The organism is Streptomyces sp. NPDC050388, assembly GCF_040655635.1.
GTDB lineage: Bacteria > Actinomycetota > Actinomycetes > Streptomycetales > Streptomycetaceae > Streptomyces.
In genome coordinates this window covers 54,287-76,107 of the sequence record NZ_JBFAKH010000005.1, presented here as the reverse complement: position 1 = coordinate 76,107, position 21,821 = coordinate 54,287, and the positions used below count along the sequence as shown (strand labels likewise).

The window sequence follows — 21,821 nt, the reverse complement described above, 5'->3', positions numbered from 1 at the left end:
TCCATCACGTCGCGCCCCACCTGGAGCGTGAAGGCGAGGTCGGACAGCCGTACGGCACCGAGGGGCTGGTCCCGCAGATGGTCGCGCAGTCGCCGGGCCTGCTCGATCAGTTGCTGCCCGGTGCGGGCCGACAGGGTGACCAGGGCAGGACGGGAGGCGGAGCCCGAGTCCACCGACGACGCCGGGGAGCTCGTGGGGACCGGATGGGCCGGGGAGGCCGAGAGGTTCGTGGACGCCGAGGAGCCCGTGGGGGTCCCGGTCTGCGACGCGGGGGCGTACTCCTCCAGCACCAGATGGGCGTTCACGCCACCGAACCCGAAGGAACTGACACCGGCCCGGCGCGGGATGTCCCTGCCGTCGGCGTCACGGGGCCGTTCCCAGGGACGGCGCTCGCGCACGACCTCGAAGGGGCTGCCCGTGAAGTCCAGATACGGGTTGAGCTCCTCGCAGTGCAGGCTCTCGGCCAGCGTGGCGTGGCGCATCTGGAGCAGCACCTTGATGACCCCGGCCACTCCGGCGGCCAGTTCGAGGTGCCCGATGTTGCTCTTGACCGATCCGAGGCCGCAGGGGGCGGGGGCGGGCAGCGTGCCCGGCTTGCCCGCCGTCTCCTCGTACAGTGCCTCGAAGGCGCTCTTGAGTCCGTTGAGTTCGACGGGGTCGCCCAACTCGGTGCCGGTCCCGTGCGCCTCGATGTAGGTCACGGTGCGGGGGTCGATGTCCGCCTCGCGGTAGGCGGCCTTGAGCAGCTCCGCCTGCGCATGGGGGTTGGGCGCGGTCAACGAGTGGGCCCGGCCGCCGTGGTTGACGGCCGTACCGCGGATGACGCCGAGGATGCGGTCGCCGTCGCGTTCCGCCCGGTCCAGGGGCTTGAGGACCAGGATGCCCACACCCTCGCCCCGCACGTAGCCGTTGGCCTGCGCCGAGAAGGTCTTGCAGCGGCCGTCCTCGCAGAGCATGCCCGCGCGGCTGTAGCCGATGTGCAGATCCGGGTTGACGATCGTGTTCACGCCACCGACGAGGGCGAGGCCACTACGGCCGCTGCGCAGCAGCTCGACGCCACGGTGGATGGCCACCAGCGAACTGGAGCACGCGGTCTCCACCGGCTCGCTCGGGCCGTGCAGATCGAGGAGATAGCTCACCCGGTTGGGGCCGACGGATCCGGAGACCCCGGTCGCCGCGTAGCCGTCCTCGCCCGACCGCGCCTGGAGGACCAGACTGCCGTAGCCGCTGGGGGCGGTACCGACGATGACGGCGGTGTCGCTGCCGGCCAGGCTCGACGGCGCGTACCCGGCGTCCTCCAGCGCCTTCCAGGCGTGGGTGAGCAGAAGCCGCTGCTGCGGGTCCATGGCGAGGGCCTCGCGCGGCGAGATGCCGAAGAAGAGCGGGTCGAAGCGGTCCGCCCCGTCGAGGAAGCCGCCCCAGCGCACGTGCTTCCTGTTGCCCGGCGTGGCGGGGTCGTCGTGCATGGCCCGCCAGTCCCAGCGGTCCTCGGGTATCTCGGTGATGCAGTCCCTGCCGTCGCGCAGGTTGTCCCAGAACGCGGCGAGGTCGGGAGCCTGCGGAAAACTTCCGCTGACGCCGATGATGGCGATCGGCACCGCCGCGCCCGCGTCCCGTGCTGCCGGCCCGGAGGCGGGGACGGTGATCGTCTCCGATGCGAAAGCGGCCGCCGGGCCGGGTAGGGGTGCGGTGATCGGCTCGGGTACGGAGGCGTCGGCCGGCGCGAAGTCCACGGCCGCGGTCCGGTCGGCGTACGTCGCGGCCAGGTGGGCTGCGACGCTGTCGACGGTCCGGTACTCGAAGAACACGGTGGGCGCCAGGTTCACGCCGAAGCGGTCGCCGAGCCGGCCCGCCAGTTCGGTCAGACTGATCGAGTCGAAACCGTACTCACCGAACTCACCGTCCACGTCGATCTCATCGGCCGGGACCTTCAGCTGCGCCGACACCTCCGTGACGAGGGTGCGCCGCCATGTCTCCTGTACCTCACGGACCGACGGACGCAGCGTCACGACGGCGGGGTCCGAGGTCGCCGACAAGGGAGCCGGAGCCTGGGCGGGAGGAGCGGCCGGCGAGGACGGGGCGAGGGCGGCGGCAGCCGTCGGCCCGCCGATCTGTGCCGACAGACGGGTGAGCAGCAGCTCGCGGTCGCCGCAGAGCACGAGTGTGTGCCGGCGCCCGTCCGCGACAGCGGCCGTCAGCGTCCGCAGCGCGTCCCTGGTGCCCAGCGGGGTCACACCCAGGTCGCGCAACCGGGCCAGCACCGCGTCGTCGACGCGCATGCCGCCGTCCGCCCACAGCGGCCAGCCGATCGACAGGGCGCGACCGGACCTGGCGCCCTGCGCGGCCAGTTCGCCGCGGTGCTCGACATAGGCGTCCATGAAACCGTTGGCCGCCGCATAGTCCGCCTGCCCCGCATTACCGAGCGCGGCCACGGTGGACGAGAAGACGATCAGCTGGTCCAGCGGCTGGTCGCGGGTCGCCTCGTCCAGGTTCACCAGACCCGAGGTCTTGGGCGCGAGGACGGCGCGCAGTTGCTCGTCCGCCTTCGTGGCGAGGTAACCGTCGTGGAGCACTCCGGCGCAGTGGACGATCCCGTGGATCGCACCGTGGCGTGACACGACGTCGTCGACGAGGGCGTCGACGGCCCGTCGGTCGGTGACATCGGCCCTGCGGTACTCGACCGTGACGCCCGGCGCTCCGACGGAGCCGAGCCCCCGCAGCTGGGCGGTGTCGGGCTCGGAGCGGCCCACCAGGACGATCGTGCCCCGGTGGAGCGTCCGGGACAGCTCTTCGGCGACGATCCGGCCCAGTCCGCCGAGCCCACCGGTGACCAGGTGGACGCCCCCTTCGCGCCACTGGGGGGCGGTGTCCCCGACTTCCGGGTGCGGGGGGATTTCCGCCAGTCGGCGGACGTAACGCCTTCCGTCGTGGTGGCGGATGTCGTGCTCGGCGTGGTCGCGGGCGCCCGCATCGACGGCTTCGGCGAGCGCGGCGGCGGACGTGGGGTCGGTGTGATCGAAGCGGTCGAGATACTCGATGCACTGGGTCCGCAGCCAGGGATGCTCGAGTGCGGCCGTGCGCAGCAGGCCGGACACGCCGGTCGGGACCCGGGCGGCCGAAGAGCCGTGCCCCAGGACGACGAGTTGCACGAGGCGCTCGCCGGTGGCGCCGCGCTCGCCGACGCGGGTGCGTATCCCGCTCAGCAGGGTCTGCGTCAGCCGCAGGTACTCGGCGTCCAGTGGACGATCAGCGGCCGGTTCGAACGCCCACAGCTCGGTGCCGCGGGGCAACAGTGCGGACAGGGCGCGGACCGATGCGTCGGTGGCACCGGCGCCGACCAGCCACACGTCGTGGCCGTCCGGTGCGGCGAGCGCACCGGACGGAGCGGCCCGCAGCTCCCAGCGCGGCTCCAGCGTCAGCACGGCGCCACCGGTCGTGTCCGGCGCGGGCGCCGCATCGACCGTGGCCGCGCCGTCGCCGGATCCGGCACCGCGCCGGCCGGTCCCCGACGCGTCACGGGCCGGGTGCAGCCAATAGGCGTCCTGAGCGAACGGGTAGGTGGGCAGGGAGAGCCTGCCCGGCCTGCACTCGTCCGCGAACAGCAGTTCGAAGGCGACGGCACCGCCCCGCGCGTACTGCTCGGCGAGCGACTCCAGCCGGCGCGGATCCGTCTGCTCCAGGGCCGTCCCGCCCGGCTCCCGCTGCGGGCGCTGCGGCTTGTTGTCACCGGTCCTGACGGCCGGCGCGCTGCCGGTGTCCAGCCAGGTGCGCAGCGTCCGGGCGACCTGGCCCGGAGTGTTCGCCACGAAGGCGAGGCGGTGGCGGAAGTGCTTGCGGCCCAGCAGCAGGGTGGAGCTCAGGTCCCGCAGGCTTTCCCCGGGGTGGCCGTCGAGGTGGGCGGCGAGCCGGCGCGCCTGCTCCTGGAGCTGCGCGGCGGTACGGGCGGACAGGGCGATCAGACGGGCGCCGTCCTCCGGCCGTCGCGCGGGGGTCGCGGGTGCTGCGGGTGCTTCCGCCAGTACGAGGTGTGCGTTGGTTCCGCTGTAGCCGAACGAACTGACCGCGGCCAGACGGGGCCTGTCCCCGCGCTGCCAGGAACGCGCCCGGGTGTTCACGTAGAACGGGGTGCCGTCCAGGTCGATGTGGCCGTTGAGCCGCTCGTGCTGGATGGTCGGGGGCAGTGTCGCGTGCTCCAGCGCGAGGATCGCCTTGATGGAGCTGGCCACGCCGGCGGCGCACGCGGTGTGCCCGATGTTGCTCTTCACCGAGCCCAGGGCACAGTGGCCGCGCCGGTCGGTGTGTGCCTCGAAGCTCCGCACGAGGCCGTCGATCTCGACCGGGTCGCCCAGGGCGGTACCGGTGCCGTGCGCCTCGACGAGTTCGATGTCCGCGGGGTCGATACCGAACTTGTCGTACACGCGCCGCTGGAGTTGGGTCTGCGCCTCCGCGCTGGGGGCGGTGATGCCGTTGGACTTGCCGTCCTGGTTGACGCCCCAGCCCTTGATGACGGCGTGGATGCGGTCGCCGTCCGCCTGGGCGTCGGCCAGCCGCTTGAGGAGCAGGACGCCCACTCCCTCCGCGGGCACGAACCCGTTGGCCCGCTCGTCGAACGCGTAGCAGCGGCCGTCCGGGGACAGGGCCCGCAGCTGGCTCATCGCCACGTGCACGCCCGGCCCGGGTATCACCCATACGCCGCCTGCCAGCGCCGTGTCGCTGTCGCCCAGACAGAGGCTGTCGCAGGCGTTGGCGATCGCCACCAGGGAGGATGAGCACGATGTGTCGATGGAGAGGCAGGGGCCCTTGAGGTTGAGCGTGTAGGAAACGCGACTGGCGAGGACGGCGCTGTTGGTGCCGAGGTTCTGATGGGCGCTCAACTCGGTCTCGTCGAGCCTGCCGCCGTAGCCGTTCACCGAGCAGCCGATGAAGACGCCGCACTGCGTACCGGAAAGGGCTTCGGGGTTGTAACCGGCCTCTTCTATGCAGCGCCAGCTCTCCTGGAGGAGGACGCGCTGCTGCGGGTCCATGTACTCCGCCTCACCGGGCGAGATGTTGAAGAACAGCGGGTCGAAGTGGTGGGCGTTCTCCAGCACACCCATCCACTTGCTGTACGACTTGCCGGGCGTGCCGGGACGCTCGTCGTAGTACTCCCCCACCTCCCACCGTGAGGGGGGCACCTCGGAGACGCAGTCGCGGCCCGTGAGGATGTTCTGCCAGAACTCGGCGAGATTCTCCGCCTTGGGGAACGCCCCGGACATGCCGATGACGGCGATGTCGACGAGTTCGATGCCGCGCCCGGCCGGACGGCTCGACACCACGGGCTCGGACTCGGCGACGGCTTCCGGTACCGGGGCGGGCTCGGGTACGGCTTCCGGCGCCTGCTCCGGTGCCGGGGCCGAAGCAGGCGCGGCCTCGGGCCTGGCTTCCGGCCCCAGAGCGGGCTCGGGCACCTTCACGCCCGGTTCCTCCGCCAGGTGGCGGGCCAGCTCGCTGATGGTGGGGTGGCCGTAGACCGTCGTCGCGGAGAGCGAGAGCCGCAGCCGGGTGTTGATGGTCCGGGTCCAGGTGACGCCCGTGATCGAGTCCAGGCCCAGCTCCACGAACGGCGTGTCGTCGTCGAGTTCGGACTCGGCCAGCTCCAGTTCCTTGGCGAGACTTGCCCGCAGCCACGTGGCGAGTGCGGTCTCGGCCCCCGCGGGGGTCTGCGGCCGTACCGCGGAGTGCGGTTCAGCCGTCTGCGACCGGACCTCTTCGGCAGCCGCCGGCCGGGCGTCCGGGGCGGTGGAGGGGGCGGGCGCCGACGCCCCGGCGGCAGGGGAGGCGTCCGGAGACGACGACGCACCGGTTTCCCCGAGCAGACCCGCGAGGTGGCCCGCCAGCTCGTCGACCGTGGGATGGCTGTAGACCTGGGTGGCCGAGAGAGACAGGTGGAAGTGCGTGTTCAGTCTGCGGGTCCAGGTGACGCCCGTGATCGAGTCCAGGCCCAACTCCACGAACGGCGTGTCGTCGTCGATCTCCGACTCGTCCAGTTCCAGCTCCGCCGCCAGACTCTCGCGCAGATAGGCGGCGATGCCGTGCTCTCCGGAGAGGGAACCGCTCGGTGCGGCCGAGGGCCCAGAGGTCGTGGCACTCATCAGATCTCCCATGGCGCCCTTGATGAGGGCGGACAACTGGCTGAACGTGGGGTGACCGAAGACATCGGCCGTCGTGAGAGAAAGCCCAAGGGAGCGGTTGACCTCGCGCAGCCACACGACGCAGCTGATCGAGTCCAGCCCCAGCTCCACGAGATGCACGTCGTCGGAGCCCGGAGCCGCTTCGGTTCCGATGACGCCGGTCAACGTTTCGCGCAGCAACCGGTACAGGTCACTATCGGTCGGGATCTTAGTACGTGGTTCGGACATCATCCATCAGCGCCTTCTGCGGAGGCCCCGCGTCCGCCGTCGCCCGACCCGGTCCCTGGAACCATCCGGTCGATGTGCCGTCGCAGCGAGGCATTGAAGGTGTCGGGCGCCTCCAGCATCACGAAGTGCCCCACGCCCTCGACCAGATCCACCTCCACCCCGTACCGCTGTGCGGCGGCGAGGTTCGTCGGCGTCCAGGAGGCCGAGTTGACCAGGACCAGCGGGACGTCGAAGTGCTTCGGCACGTCCTGTAGGTACGTCAGCATCTCGCGGAACGCAGCCGAGACGATCTCCCCGCCCACCTGCTCGCGCGTGCGCTCGACCAGCTCGATCAGATCCTGGCGTGCTGTGTCGAGGAACAGTTCCCCGGCCTTCACCGGCTGGTCCGAGAACGACTGGGCGAAGCGGTCGAGCTGAGCGGCGTCCAACCGCTTGGGGTCGAGGTTGTGGAGCGTGTCCACGCCGATCATCCCCTGGACCACGCCTCCCAGCAGCGGCGCGGCGGCCAGCATCACGGGCCCGCCCAGCGAGTGACCGATCAGGACCACGTCCGTCGCTCCGGCGTGCTCGACGACGGCCGCCACGTCCTGGGCGAACGCCTCGATGGTCCACTTCCACCGGTCCTTCCCCGACCGGCCGTGCCCGGCGAGATCCAGGGCGATCACGGTGAACCGCTCCTCGAAGAAGGGGATCTGACGGTCCCAGTACGACGCGTCACAGCCCAGCCCGTGGATGAAGACCAGTGCTGTGGAGCCGCTGCCCCGGACCCGGTAGTGGATCCGGGTTCCGTCGGCCGACCGCGCCTCGGCTGCACCTGCGTTCCCGGTCGCGGGCAGAGTTGCGGTTGCCGGCGGTGTCACGGGCGTGCGGGGCGCGGGCGCGTCCATGGGCTTGCGCGCGATGATGCCCACGTGCTCCATGCCGGGGCCGGGAGCGCCGTACGACTCCCGGTCCACTCCCACGGCACCGAAGAACCCGGCACGCTCCACGACGAACCCGGCCGCCTCGCATTCCCTCCGGAAGACATCGGGGTCGATGGCGTTGATCAGGCTCGGCCCGCCGACGACATGGGCCGGGTCGAAGTGCGCGGCGACGTCGTCGATGTACCCGGGCCACGGGTCCCCGGCCCGCTTGCGCTCCTCGTAGTCGGCGGCCTTGGACGCCCAGTACCCGAAGTAGGGCGAGTCGGTGCTCAGGAACACCTTTCCGCCCGGGGTCAGCCAGCGGAACATCTTGCGCAGTATGAGCCGCACCCCGTCGGGGTCGAGGAAGTGCAGCACGCGGCTGGCGTGCACGGCGGTGAAGCTTTCGTCCTCGAAGTCGACGTCGGGCAGTGTGCCCTGGCGCAGGGTCAGGCGTTCCCTGCTCTCGTCGTTGACGCGCTGCTCGAGGATGTCCAGGTGCTTCTGCTCCATGTCCAGTGCGACGACCCGGGCTCCGCGCTCCAGCGCCGCGATGCTGGCGACACCGTAGGCGCAGCCCATGTCCAGCACCTCGCCACCGCGCTCGCCGGCGAAGTCGGCGAAGTCGGAGGAGTAGGGGATCAGGTGCTCGACCATGACACCCGTGCGGTTGAGAGTGGCGACCATGCCGCCGAAGTCGATGGCGGCGGCGGACTTGAGGTCCTCCAGGACGTCGTGCTCCCTGGTCACCGCGAGCGGCGTCCTGGACGGGGCGGCGGCCTCGGGTGCCGTCGGCTCCTGCGATGTGAACGGCGTCAGGGACACCGTCCTGCGTCGGTGACGACGGTCCTGGCTGTCCCGGCCTTCGTCGCGGTCGCCCGGACGGGCGTCGAACCGGTGCGGTATGTCCGCCAGGTCGGTCAGTACGACGGGCTTGGACGATGCCGTCCGCGTCTCGTCGACGGGACGCGGCACACCGGCCGTGGCGGACATCTGCGCCTTGGGTGCGGCCGTGGCCGACGTCTTCACCGACGTGTCCGCCGAGGTCGGCGTCGGCGGGAAGACTGCCGTGGCCGGGCCGGGCCGTTCGTCGCCCACCCAGTAGCGGTTCCTGGCGAACGGGTACGCGGGCAGGCGCAGCCTCGTGGGGCGGCTTTCGCCCGGTCGGGCGCCCGGGCCCGGGATGGTGTGGCCTTCGACGTAGCACTGGGCGAGGTCCACGAGCGCCTCACGGCGGTGGGCGGGGTCGAGCCGGGTGTCCAGGGAGTCCTCCTGCCGGGTCCGGATGTGCTCGGCGTCCGCCGCACGGGCGGTGAAGTCCCGGGGCACCGTGCCCCGGAACCACGCATCGGTGCGGGCCGGACGGTCGGACCGCGCGCGGCTCCCGTTCGTCCAGAGCGCGACGGCCTCATCGAGGCTGCTCACGACGACGGCGCAGCGGTGGCGGAAGTGATGCCGTCCGGTGAGCAGCGTGGCGCTGAGTCGCGGCAGGTCGGCGTCGTCCAGGGCTCCGGACGCAATCCGGGCGACCAGCCGGTGGACGACCTGCGCCAGGGCTGCTTCGGACTTCGCCGAGAGCGGCAGCAGGTAGTACGGCTGCGTCGGGGCGGCCGGCGACGGCCCGCCGGTGTACTCGCGCACGACCACATGGGCGTTGGTGCCGCTCATGCCGAAGGCGCTGACCGCGCCCGTGCGGGGCTTGCCCTGCGGAGGCGTCCAATCCCTGGTCGACTTGTTGACGTAGAAGGGGCTCTCGTTCCAGTCGATGTACTCGTTGTCCTGCTCGCAGTGGAGGCTCGCCGGGATGGTGCCGTGACGCAGTGCCTCCGACAGGCAGATCAGACCGACCAGACCGGAGGCGGCGAAGGTGTGGCCGACGTTGGTCTTGGTCGAGGTGAGGGCGCAGAACCCCCGCTTGTCGGTGTGCGGGCGGAACGCCTCACGCAGGGCGTTGACCTCGACCGGGTCGCCCAGCCTGGTCCCGGTTCCGTGGGTGACGATGTAGCCCAGGTCCTCGGGATCGACCCCGCCCCGGCGGTAGACGGTCTCCAGCAGCTCGCGCTGTGCCTCTCCGGCGGGGGCGGTGATGCCGTTGGTCCTGCCGTCGTAGTTGATGCCGCTGGCGGTGATCACGCTGTGGACGGGGTCGCCGTTGGCCTCGGCCCGGTCGAGCGGGCGGAGCACCAGCGCCGTCACCGCCTCACCGGGCACCATCCCGTCCGCGCGCCGGTCGAAGGTGGCGCAGCGGCCCTCGGCCGACAGCATGCCGGCCCGGTTCATCGCTGCGAGCGACTGCGGGGTGAGAACGAAGTTGGCCGCTGCGACGACGGCGATGTCGCATTCGCCCCGGCGCAGGCTCGCACACGCCTGGTGCAGGGCGACCAGGCCGGACGAGCAGGACGTGTTGACGGTCAGGACAGGGCCCTTGAGGTCGAGGAAGTACGACAGCCGGGCGGCCAGCACGCCGTCGTGGTTGGAGGTGAGGCTGCCGCTGTCCCCGACCAGCAGCTGGTAGTCGCCCTGCTCCACGCCGACGAACACGCCGACGCGACTGCCCTTCAGTTCCTCGGCACCCAGGGCAGCGTCCTCCAGCGCCTTCCAGCTCTCCTGGAGCAGGTGCCGCTGACGCGGGTCGATCGTTCGGGCCTCCTTGGGCGCGATCTCGAAGAAGGCCGCGTCGAACTCGTCCGCCCAGTCGATGCCGCCCAGCCACGGGTAGCGCTCCGCCGCTTCATCCTCCTGGTGCACCGCAGCGGCACCGAAGCGCACCGGCGGGACCTCGGTGACGAGGTCCTTGCCGTTGGTCAGCGCGTTCCAGAATTCGTCGACGGAACGGCAGCCCGGGAAGATGCCGCTCATGCCGATGACGGCAATCGGCGCCTCGCCCGGGAGCGGCTCCCGTGGCTCATCGGTCCTGGTGCGGCCCTTCCCGGGGAACACCTCGCGAACACCCCCGAGGGCGGGCTCGGCACCTGCCTCGGACGCCGCTCGTCCGTCCGGCACCACGTCCTCGCCGGACGGGTCGTGGCGAGGCGGCTCTTCGTCGCGACCGGACGACTCGTACCCGCCGTCGGCCGCCCGGTTCTCTCCGGATGCCTCGTCGGTGCCCGGAGGCGGCAACACCACGGTCTGCTCGGCCAGGTGCCCGGTGAGGCGGCCGATGGAGGGGTGGTCGTACAGGACGGTGGGCAGGAGGCGTATGCCGAGGCGTTCCGACAACCGGTGGGCGAGCTGCGTCAGCCGGATCGAGTCCAGGCCGAGGTCGACGAAGTTGCTGTCGTCGTCGAGCTTCTCCACCGGTGCCTTCAGGACGTGCGCCACGATGTCGCGGACCGCTGCCGCGAGCCCCGTGCGGAGCCCGTCGCGATCGGCCGGGGTCTCCTGGGTCCCGGACGACCGGGGCACCGTGCTGCCGACGACGGCGCGGTCGACCAGCGACCGTGCCCGCGTGGCGGACGCGTGCAGGACGAGGGGGGCGGCGGGCGCGGCCATGAGGAAGCGTTCGAAGAGCGCGAGGCCGGTATCGGTGGCGAGCGGCTGCTGGCCGCTGGAGTCGAGGTAGGCCGTGACGAAGTCGCGGCCGGGCCGTCCGTCCGGCTGCCGCTGGGCCGCCGCACCCATTCCGCCCTCCTCCCAGAGCGGCCACTGGACCGCGAGGGTCCGGTGCGGGGACCGACGCCCGCCCAGGGCACGCGCGTACGCCGCCTGGAAGCGGTTGGCCACCGCGTAGTCGCAGCTGCCGAAGTCGCCCAGAGTGGCGGAGCTCGAGGAGAAGTGGCAGACGAACCGCGCCGGGTGCGGGCCCAGCACCCGGTCGAGCGTCTGCTCCAGCGCCAGCGTCCCGCGCACCTTGGCGCCGAGGACGTCCTCGATCGCGCCGCGGGTCTTCTCGGTCAGCGGTACCGCCTGCGCCGTACCGGCGGCGTGAATGACACCGTCGATCGCGCGTACGGAGGACGGCAGACCGTCCAGCAGCCGGACGAGCGCCTCCTCGTCGGTGACATCGGCGCGGCGGCAGACGATCTCTCCGCCGGAACGACGAAGGCGCTCCACCCACACCTCGTCGGCCGGCCGCAATGGTGAGCGGCCCAGCAGCACCAGGTTCGCGCGGTAGGCCCCGGCGAGGTGCTCCGCGAGACGGCGGCCCAGACCGCCGAAGGCCCCGGTGATGAGATACGTGCCGCCCTCCCGCAGGGCCGAAGGACCGTGCGGCGCGGGGAGGCCGACGCTCTCGACCCGGCAGACGTGGCGTCGGCCCGCCCGGTAGAGGGCACCGGCCTTGCACTCCTGGCGCTGTTCGGTGAGGAGCAGCCCGGCCCAGCGCTCGGCGTCCGCGACGCCCTCGTGCAGGACAACGCGCAGGGAGGTGCCGGGGAGCACCCCGGACAGCGAACGCTCGTAGCCGATCAGCGAGTCCAGGGCGGCCTGCTCCACGGCATCGCGGAAGTGCCCGGCCACGAGGACGTCGGGGACGTCCAGGGACGTGGCGGCCAGGGCGCGCACCAGTATGCCGACGTCGGTCAGCTCGCGCAGGGCGGCAGCGCCGCCGTCCTGCTCGGTGGGCCACAGGTAGTGGATGGCGTCGATACGGCCGTGTGCCTCGGCGACGGCGCCGAGCACGCGCCGCCAGCTCCGCTCGTCGCTCCGGTGCACCGCGTGGGCGGATACGGAGGCGGCCGGGTCGCTCGCCTGCTCGACGAAGACCAGCCGTGCGCCCGGCGTGTGTGCGCGGGCGGCACGCCGGTAGGACTCCTGTGCCGCGCGGTCCGTGAGGAAGACCACGACGTTCTGCCCGGCGGACACGGCTCGGCCCCGTCCGTCCTCTCCGGCCCGTTCGGTGTCGGGATCGCAGGGTACCCAGCGCTCCTCGAAGAAGCGGGGTTCCAGCACGTCATCGGCCGACTGCGTGACGCGTTCCCGATGGGTGGCGTGCGCCCCGGGGACGCCCTGGGTGGCGTGCGGGGCGTCCGGCTCCCCGGACAGCCAGTAGTACTCCTCACTGAAGGGGTACGTCGGCAGGCTGACCCGGTGCGGCCGCGGGCCGTCGTGGTACAGCAGGTCCCAGTCGACCGGTTCTCCCGCTTCCCACAGCCGCGCCACCTTGTCGAGCCTGCGCTCGACCAGCCACTGTCGGACGAGACCTCGTCGGTCCTCGTCGTCGAGCAGGGACGGCGGCGCCGCACCGGCGCCCGCGCGCACGAGCGTGTCCGTACGGTCGGCGAAGTCCCGCAGCGCGCCGATGAGTTCCGGCACGGTGTGGACGACGAAGGCCGCCCGCTCCGCCAGGGCGGTCCGCCCGACCTGGAAGGTGAAGGCGATGTCGGCGAGGCGGGGAGTCGTCGGCGACGCGGTCTCCTCCTCGGCCAGTCGGTGCGCGAGGTCGCGTGCGTACCGGCGCAGGTTCTCGGTGGTCCTGGCCGACAGAGGTACGAGGTGGGGTCCCGCGAACACCGCGTCCCGGTCTGCCCGGGGCGTGGCCTCTTCCAGGATGGCGTGCACATTGGTGCCGCCGATGCCGAAGGAGCTCACGGCGGCCCGCAGTGGTTCGGCGCCGGGCGCCAGAGGCGTGAGGCGGTCCACCACGCGGAAGGGCGAGTGCTCGAAGTCGATCTGCGGGTTGGGGGCGTCATGGTTGATGGTCGGCGGCACCATACGGCGGCCCACGACGAGGGCCGTCTTGACGAGTCCCGCAAGGCCCGCGGCGGCATCCAGGTGGCCGAGGTTGGACTTCACGGAGCCGATGCCGCAGAAACCGGTCGCGTCGGTGTGCCGCCGGTACGCCTCGGACACCGCCATGACCTCGATCGGGTCGCCGATCACCGTGCCGGTGCCGTGGGCCTCCAGGTATCTGACCGACTCGGGGTGGACACCGGTCCTGTCGAGGACGGAGGTGACCAGCTCCGACTGGCCGGCGACACTGGGCGCGTAGTAACCGGCCTTCCGGTCCCCGTCGTTGTTCATTCCCACGCCGCGCACCAGCGCGTAGACGTGGTCGCCGTCGCGGACGGCGGACACGGCGTCCTTGAGGAGGACGACCACGGCCCCCTCGCCGCCGATCATGCCGGTCGCGTCTGCCGAGAAGGGCCTGCAGTGCCCGTCGGAGGAGAGCGTCATGCCCTCCTCGTACAGGTAGCCGACGGTGTTCTCGCCGTACATGCCGCTGCCGCCGACCAGGGCGTGCGTGGTCTGTCCGGAGAGGATGCCCTGGCAGGCGAGCGCCAGCCCGGCCAGTGAGGACGAGCAGTTGCTGTGGACGTACAGACTGGGACCGCGCAGTCCGAGCTTGTACGAGATGGTCGTCGGGATGGTGCCCGGCTGCGCCTGGAGGAAACCGACCAGGGCCTCCGAGTCACGCCGGGTGTCACGGCCTGCGACGGGTGCCTGGTAGAGGGCGTTGCTGGTGGACATGTAGACCGCCGCGTCCGCAACGTCGCCCGGCAGGTGGCCGGCGTCCTCGATCACCTTCCACGAATGCTGGAGCAGCTGGCGCAGCTGGGGGTCCATCAGTTCGGCATCGCGTGCCGAGACCTGGAAGAAGCCCGGGTCGAAGAGGCCCTTGCCGCGCAAGCTGGCACGCACGGGCACGTGGGCGGGATCCTGGATCAGCCGTTCGTCGATGCCGAGGCGACGCAGCTCGTCCGGCGGGCAGAGTTCCACGCTCTCCTCGCCCGCGAGGAGGTTACGCCAGAACCGGTGGTGGTCGTCGGCTCCGGGCAGTCCGACGGACATACCGATGATGGCGACGCTGTTCGCGAGGTACGCGGGCGGTTCGGCGTGGACGGCCGTATCGCCCACGGTGGTGCCGGCTCTCCTCCCGTCGGAGCCGTGCTCGGGCCCGCACCGGGGGTCGCGGTCGGGGCCGGTGACCGCAGCCGGGGCGGCGTTCAGAACCGGGACCGGTGCCGGCACCGGCTCCGCGTTCAGAAGGGTGTGCAGATGGGCGCCCGTCCCCCGCGCATGTGCGCAGCGGAAGACGTCGGCCGCCGTGAAGGACACGCCGAACCGTTTGGCGACGCGATCGGCGAGCAGCACCGCCAGCACGGAGTTGCCGCCCGCCTCCAGGAAGGCGTCCGTGGGCCGGAGGTTGTCGACGCCCAGCACCTCGCGCCACAGGGCCAGTACGTCGTCCTCTGCCGGGGCCACCACGGCGCCGGCGCCGGCCGGCTCCTCGGGCAGCACCACGGGCCGACGCGCCAGCGTCAGGCGGTCGACCTTGCCGTTCGGGGTCTGCGGAAGCCTGTCGATCGGCAGGACGAAGGCCGGAACCATGTAGTCCGGCAGGCTGCGGCCCAGGTGCCCGAGCAGTTCCCTGGAGGTGACGTGCGCGCCGCCCGGGGCCTGGGTCCAGTACGCGACCAGCTGGGTGCCGCCGTCCGCCGTCCCGGTCCTGGCGACGACGGCGCACTCGCGCACGGCCGGATGCCGGGTCAGGACGTGCTCGATCTCACCGAGTTCGACGCGGAAACCCCGGACCTTCACCTGGGAGTCCATACGGCCCAGGTACTCGATGGTGCCGTCGCTGAGCCAGCGTGCCAGGTCGCCGGTCCGGTACATCCTGCCGCCGGGCGGGAAGGGGTTGTCGGGGAACCGCTCCGCGGTCAGCTCGGGCTTGTTGAGGTAGCCGAGGGCGAGTCCGTCGCCCGCGATGCACAGTTCGCCGGGTACGCCGACGGGGGCGATGCGGCCCTGTCCGTCCACGATGTGGATGCGGGTGTTGTCGATGGGGCGGCCGATCGTGACGCGCTGGTCCGCCTCGATCCGTGCCACCGTGGACCACACCGTCGTCTCGGTGGGCCCGAACAGGTTCCAGACCTCGCAGTCGAGCGCGGCCAGGCGTTCCTTCAGCGTCTCGGACAGCGCTTCACCGCCGCACAGGACACGGACGCGTTCGTCGTTGGTCCAGCCCGAGTGGAGCAACATCGTCCAGGTCGCGGGCGTCGCCTGCATCACGGTCGGCCGTACGCGGGCGATCAGCTCCGCGAGTCGCCCCGCGTCGCGGACGGTGGCGGCATCGCTGAGATGGCACTGCGCGCCGGTGATCAGTGGCAGATACAGCTCCAGGGCGGCGATGTCGAAGCTGTGCGTCGTCACCGCCAGGATCCGGTCGTCCGCACGCATCCCCGGCCGATCGGCCATCGCGCACAGGAAGTTGGTGAGCGCGCTGTGGGGTACCACCACACCCTTGGGGTTGCCGGTGCTACCCGAGGTGTAGATGACGTACGCCGGATCGGAACCGGTCACCCGGCTGTCCGTGTCCGCGCCGGTCTCCCGGGAAACCGCCCCGCCGTCATGCGGCTGGCCGGACTCAGGGCCCGTACCGTCGATCAGGAGCACACGGCGGCCGGTGGCCCCGGCGCCCGGGTCGAGGTCCCGCAGCCGCCCGTCGAGCGCCGAGACGCTCAGGACCACCTGCGGTGCGGCGTCGTCGAGGATGTACGCGATCCGGTCCCGGGGGTACGTCGGGTCGAGTGGGATGTACGCGCCGCCGGCCCGCATCGTGGCCAGCAGCGCCACGACCAGCTCGGGCGACCGCTCCAGGTAGACGGCGACCAGGCTGCCGGGGCCGACGCCGAGCCCGCGCAGCCGGTCGGCGAGCCGGCGCGAGCGCTCGTCCAGCTCCGCGTAGGTGAGGGTTTCGGCCCCGCCGGTGAGTGCGATCGCGTGCGGGGTGCGGGCGGCCTGTTCGGCGAACAGTTCGTGCGCGCACCGCTCCGGCCGGCTCACCGCGGTGTCGTTCCACTCCACGGTGAGGGTGTGCAGTTCCTCCGGGGACACCAGCGAGCAGTCGTCGACGGGTTGGGCGGGCGCCGCAGCCGGGACGGTCTCCAGCAGGTGCACGTACTGGTGCAGCAGCCGGTCGGCCGTCCCCCGGTCGAACAGTGCCGGGTCGTACTTCCAGTTGACGGCGTACCCGTCCACCGCTCCGTGCGGCTCGACGACTTCCAGAACGAGCTCGTACTCGCCTTCCTGGTGGATGCCCTCGACGTAGGTGAAGGAGCCGGTGTCCGCGGTGACGTCCTCGTGCCAGTCCTGGTACATGAAGGCCTGGCTGAAGACCGGCGCGGAGCCGTCCGCGGCGCCGAGGCCGAGCTCGCGGACGAGCGGTCCGAACGGGTAGCTGTGCGCGATGCCGTTGAAAAGCGTCTTCTGGACGTCCTTGCACAGGTCGGTGAAGGGCTGCCGGCCGGACATCCGGCTCCTGACGGGCACCATGGTGACGAAGTGGCCGACAGTGCCGTCGAAGCGCGCGCCGGTACGGTTGCTGACCGGCATGCCGACCACGATGTCGTCCTGCCCGGTGTACTGGCGCAGCAGCACCTTGTACGCCGCAAGGAACGCCGCCGACGGGTAGACGCCGTGGGTGCGGGCGAACCGCGCGATCCGCTCGCTCAGCTCCGCCGTGAGGCGACGCGTCACGGTGGCGCCGTGCACGCCGCGCCCGGGCGTGACGCGCGGCCGGTCGGTGGGGAAGGCGAGTGCGGGCAGCGGACCGGCCAGCTGCTCCTGCCAGTACGCCAGCCGGGCCGCGCCCTCCTCGCCCCGCAGCAGCGCCGCCTCCTCGGCGACGAACTCCGCGTACCCCGCGCGCGCCCGGGGGTCGCCGGGCATCGGCAGTCCTTCGGTCGCTGCCCGGTAGGCGGCCAGGAGGTCCTTCACGACGACCACGGCGGAGGTGCCGTCGAGGACGAGGTGGTGGGCGTTCAGGAGCACCCAGGACTCGTCGTCCGGAGTGCGGAACACGGTGAGCGTGCAGAGCGGCCCGTCGTCCAGGTCGAACGGTTCCTTGGCGTGCCGGCGCAGCAGCGCGAACGTCTCGTCGCGGTCGAGAGCGGGCAGTTCCCGCTCCGTGAACGCGAGGCGGGGCGCGCCGGGTCGTGCCAGCACCAGCCGGCCGCGCTCCTCGCGCACCACGCCCCCCAGGACGGGATGGCGGACGACCATGCGCTCGAAGGCGCGGCGCAGAGCGCTGGTGTCGAGCCCGGTGACCCGGAAGCAGAGTGGCACGTTGTACGCGCTCGCCCCGGGTGCCCCCTTCTGGAGGGCCCACAGGCCCTGCTGGTCCTCGGAGAGGGGGTGGGCCTCGGGGAGGGGGCGGGGGGCGGGCGTGCCGACGGGCTCGGGGGCGTGCGCACGGGGGGCGTCGCTCAGGTGGCCTGCCAGCTGGTTCACGGTCGTGTACTCGAAGAGTGACGCGGACTCGAACGCCGGGTCGAGTTCCCGCTGGATCCGGCGGGCGATGTGGACGAGGTCCATCGAGGACAGCCCCAGCGCGGGGAAGTCCTGGTCGGTGCGCACGTCGTGGGGCCGGGTGTCCAGCTGCTCGCCGATCGCCCGGCGAAGCCATTCGCGGGCATGCGGGGCGGCAGCCGACGCGGTGTGCGGCCGCCCCGCGTCCCGCTCCGCCTCCCTGAGCGGCGCCTGCGTGCGCTCCTGCTCCGGTTCCGGGACGGGCTCCGGCCGGTCCGCCGCCTGAAGCCCGAGCCCCTCGGACGACGGCTCCTCGTCCTCGTACCAGTACTCCTTCCGCCCGAAGGGGTACGTCGGCAGGCTGACACGGCGGGGCGGCCGGGCTCCGTAAAGCTCACGCCAGGGCACGGTCGCACCCGTCGACCACAGCCGCGCCAGCGTCCGGAGGTCCCCCGTGGAGACGGCCGCCGTCACACCGGAATCCGCTGCCTCCCCCACGCGCCGCGACGGCGCCCCGGTGAGTTCGTTGTACTCGCCCCCACCCGCGCCACCGGTGGTGTGGACCTCCGCCAGCCGGCCGGCGAGCTCCGTGGTGGAGCGTACGACGAGAGCGAGCCGGACGGGCAGCTCGTCGCGGCCGGTCTGAAGGGTGTGGGCGAGGTCGCGCAGCGGCACCTGCCGCCCGGCGCGGTCCGCCTCCTCCAGGAAGTGGGACAGTCGCCCGGCCGCGGCCCGCAGCTCCTCCGGGGTGCGCGCCGAGAGCGGCACCAGGCAGGTCTCCTGGGCCGACTGTCCGAACGGACGGGCCTCGACGTCGTCTTCCATGTATTCCTCGATGATCAGATGTGCGTTCGAGCCACCCGCGCCGAAGCAGGAGATGCCGGCGCGCCTCGGCAGGGGCCTTCCCTCCGCGTCGGTCGGAGTCCAGGGAGCGAGCTCACGCTGGACGAAGAAAGGCGACCGCTTGAAGACGATGCCGGTGTTCAGGTCCTGTGCGTTGATGGAGGGCGCGAGCCGCCCGTGTCGAAGCTGCATCAGGACCTTGGTGAGCCCGGCGATGCCGGACGCGCTCTCGCAGTGGCCCAGGTTGGACTTGAGCGAGCCGATCGCGCAGTACTGCCCCTGGCGACCCGTGCCGAAGGCCCGGCTCAGTGCCGAGACCTCCATCGAGTCGCCGAGGAGGGTCGCCGTGCCGTGGGCCTCGACGTAGCTGATCGTGTCGGGCGTGACACCGGCCTTCTCCATGGCCCGTACGACCACATCACGCTGGGCCGTCAGGCTGGGCATGCTGTACCGACTGGTACGGCCGCCGGAGTTGACGGCGCTGCCCCTGACGACACCGTAGATGTGGTCTCCGGCGGCGATCGCGTCCGCCAGCGGCCGCAGCACCACGGCTCCGACGCCCTCGGCCGCGAGGAACCCGTCGGCACGTTCGGAGAACGGGCGGCACCGGTCGCCGGACGACAGCAGGCCGTGTTCCTCCAGCACCTCGAAGTGGTCCGAATCGAGCAGCAGGTTGACCCCGCCCGCGACCGCGCAGTCGCTGTCACCGCTGTGGAGGCTTTCGACGGCCAGGTGGACGGCCGTCAGCGAGGCGGAGCACGCCGTGTCGATGGCGATGCTCGGCCCCTGGAAATCGAAGAGGTACGAGGTGCGGTTGGCGATCGACGAGTAGGCGGTACGCCCGTTGTACGTCGAGTTCATGACGCCCACGAACACACCGACACGGCCGGCTTCGGCCAGGGCCCGGGCGGTGTAGCCGGCGTCCTGCACGGCGCTGTGCACCGTCTCGATGAACAGCCGCTCCTGCGGGTCCATGGCCGCCGCTTCCCTCGCGGGGATACCGAAGTACTCGGCGTCGAAGGAGGAGACGTTCGCCAGGAAACCGCCCCAGGGACGATCCTCGCCCTCCCAGCGGCACCACCACCGGTCCGTCGGGTAGGGAGCGGTGGCGCTCTCGCCCCGGGCCAGGTTCTGCCACAGCTCCTCGGGGCTGTCGGCTCCCGGGTAGCGCCCGCCGAGACCGACGATGGCGATGTCCCCCGTGCGGGCCGGGCCGCGGCCCGATACCGAGTGGGCCGGTACGGAAGCCGGTTCGGGGCTCTTCCGGGACCCGTCGTCCGCCGGGGCGTGACGGTCCTCCGGGGCGGGCGGGGTGATCGGCGCGTCCGGGGTTGGCTGCGCGGTCCGGGCGGCCTGGGCGGTCGCCTCCGTCGGGCCGCCGGCCAGCACCTCGGCAAGCCGCTCGGGATGCGACGCCGTGAAGTGATCGACCACGTCCCGGATCGTCGGGCAGTCGAAGAACAGCGTGCTGTTCAGCTCGTCGAAGTCACGGGACAGTGCGTTGTGGAGCTGGATGACGAGGATCGAGTCGAGTCCGAGGTCGGAGAGGTCGGCGTCCTCGGCGAGCTCCTCGGGTGCCAGCCTCAGCGTCTGCGCGACGAGCCCGGTGAGGTACGCCGTGGCGCGTGCGGTGAGGGAAGCGCCGCCACCCCCGGTGGTGTCGCGGGCGGCAGTACTGGTCTGCGGCTGTGCCTGCGGGAACAGCCGCAGCAGTTCCGGGCGCCGGTCCGCGAGGAAGTGCTCGACGAGTTCGTCCAGCGTGCGCAGCTCGAAGAAGAGCGTGCTGCTGACGTCCTCGAAGTCCTCGGCGACGGCGCTGTTCATGCCGGACACCAGGATGGAGTCCAGCCCGTAGTCGTGCAGGTCCTTGTGCGGGTCGAGCTCCGTGTCCGAAAGGTGCAGGGCCTCACGTATCAGCCGTTCGAAATAGGCGGTGAGGTGTGCGCGCAGGGTGGCCTCCGATGCGCCGGCGTCGTGATCGGAACCGGAGTCATGGCCGGAACCGACGGTCGTACCGGCGGCCGGACGACGGAATGCCGGGGCGGCCGGTTCCGCCGGTACGGCACAGCCGGCCGCTCCCGCCCGGCCTTCGGATCCTTCCGGTCCTTCGGGTCCGGTCCGGATGCGGAACCTGCCGTCGCTCTCGGCCACGATCAGTTGCTGACCGAGGGCATGGGCGGCGGTGTCCGGCTGGGCACCGGTACGGAAGCCCTCGTCCTCCAGGACCTCCAGCCAGCGGTCGGCCGCCAGCACGGGGCTTCCCGGGATGCGCAGTTCGGCGTCCCTGTACAGCCACCATCCGTCCAGCAGCCCGAACGTCAGATGGGCCAGGATCGTGTTGCGGCTCATTTCGTTGATGAACAGCAGGCCGCCCCCGCGCATGGCCGCCTTGACGTTGCGCAGGGTGCGGGAGATGTCCGCGGTGGCGTGCAGCACGTTGGTGGCCACGACGATGTCGAAGCCGCCCGGCTCCACGCCCTGCTGCCCGGGTGGGCACCCCGCGTCGAAGATCCGGGTCGTCACGTACGGGTATCGGGGGCGCAGCCGCTCCTCGGCGCGGAACAGGAACGCCTTGGACAGATCGGTGTAGCAGTACTCGGCGATGCGGTCGCCGAACGGCTCGAGGGCCTCCAGCACCTTCGCACTCGTCGCACCGGTGCCGGCCCCGACCTCGAGGATGCGCAGGCGCCTCGACGAGTCGGCACGACCCCAGGCCCGTACGGCGTCGGCCATCAGGGCGCTCAACTGGTCGTTGAAGTAGTCGGCGACCGGGTCGCCCCGGTAGATGCCCTCGACCCGCGACATGGAGGAGCCCGGGAAGAGGATCTCGGTGGCCTGCCGGGCGCCGGTGAGGACGTCGGCCAGAGCCAGCAGGCAGGACTCGACCAGGTCGACCTGCGCCCGCTGGTTCTCGTTCGGCTGCCATCCGTCGCGTTCGGCGTGCCACTGCCGCCACAGTCCGTCCCGGTCCAGACCGCGGGCGGCCGGCCCGACGCGGCGGCGGTCGCCCACGAACTCCACGAGCCCGGCGTGGGCGAGCAGCCGGTCGCTCTCCTCCATCCACCGGGCGTACTTGGCGAGGACACGCTGGTCCAGGCCGGCCAGGCCCTCGGACTGCCCGGTCAGGCCGTCCCGGCCCCGCGCACCGAGGTCCCGGAGTGTGACGAAGAGCAGCTGCGCCGCCAGTTCGCACATGCGCGGGTGGGGCAGGAACGCGTGCAGCCGCTCCAGCTCGCCGCGCGGCGCACGGTGGGCCGCCACGATCTCGTCCCTTACGGACGGCAGGACGGCAGGATGGGTGCCCTGCCGCTCGTCGAGTGCGAGTCCGCGCAGCGCCTCGTCGCCGAAGGTCCGCATCAGCACGACCTGCCGGTGCTCGCCCCCGAGGAACGACTCCAGCGCGTGCAGCGCCTCGTCGGGGTCGAGCGAGTCGACGCCGACGGCCGCCATCCGCTCCCGGTAGAAGGAGTCACTGACCACTCCGGTGACA

The 21,821-nt window shown here is 71.8% G+C and carries 2 protein-coding genes (both running past the window's edge); both read right to left on the bottom strand.

Features of this window, described 5'->3' with window-relative positions; translation table 11 throughout:
• Positions 1 to 6,401: the beginning of an SDR family NAD(P)-dependent oxidoreductase gene (locus tag AB0I73_RS04360; RefSeq protein WP_363033627.1), read on the bottom strand. Its footprint begins 8,812 nt before the window's first position; only the first 6,401 of its 15,213 coding nucleotides appear in the window; it begins with the start codon at positions 6,399 to 6,401; the stop codon falls past the left edge of the window.
• Positions 6,398 to 21,821, bottom strand: the 3' portion of a protein-coding gene (locus tag AB0I73_RS04355; RefSeq protein WP_363033625.1) for an amino acid adenylation domain-containing protein. 7,628 nt of this gene lie beyond the right edge of the window; 15,424 of the gene's 23,052 nt are visible here — the last part of the coding sequence; its start codon lies off the right edge, out of view — the gene reads right to left on this strand; its stop codon occupies positions 6,398 to 6,400. Before AB0I73_RS04355 ends, AB0I73_RS04360 begins: the two co-directional genes overlap by 4 nt.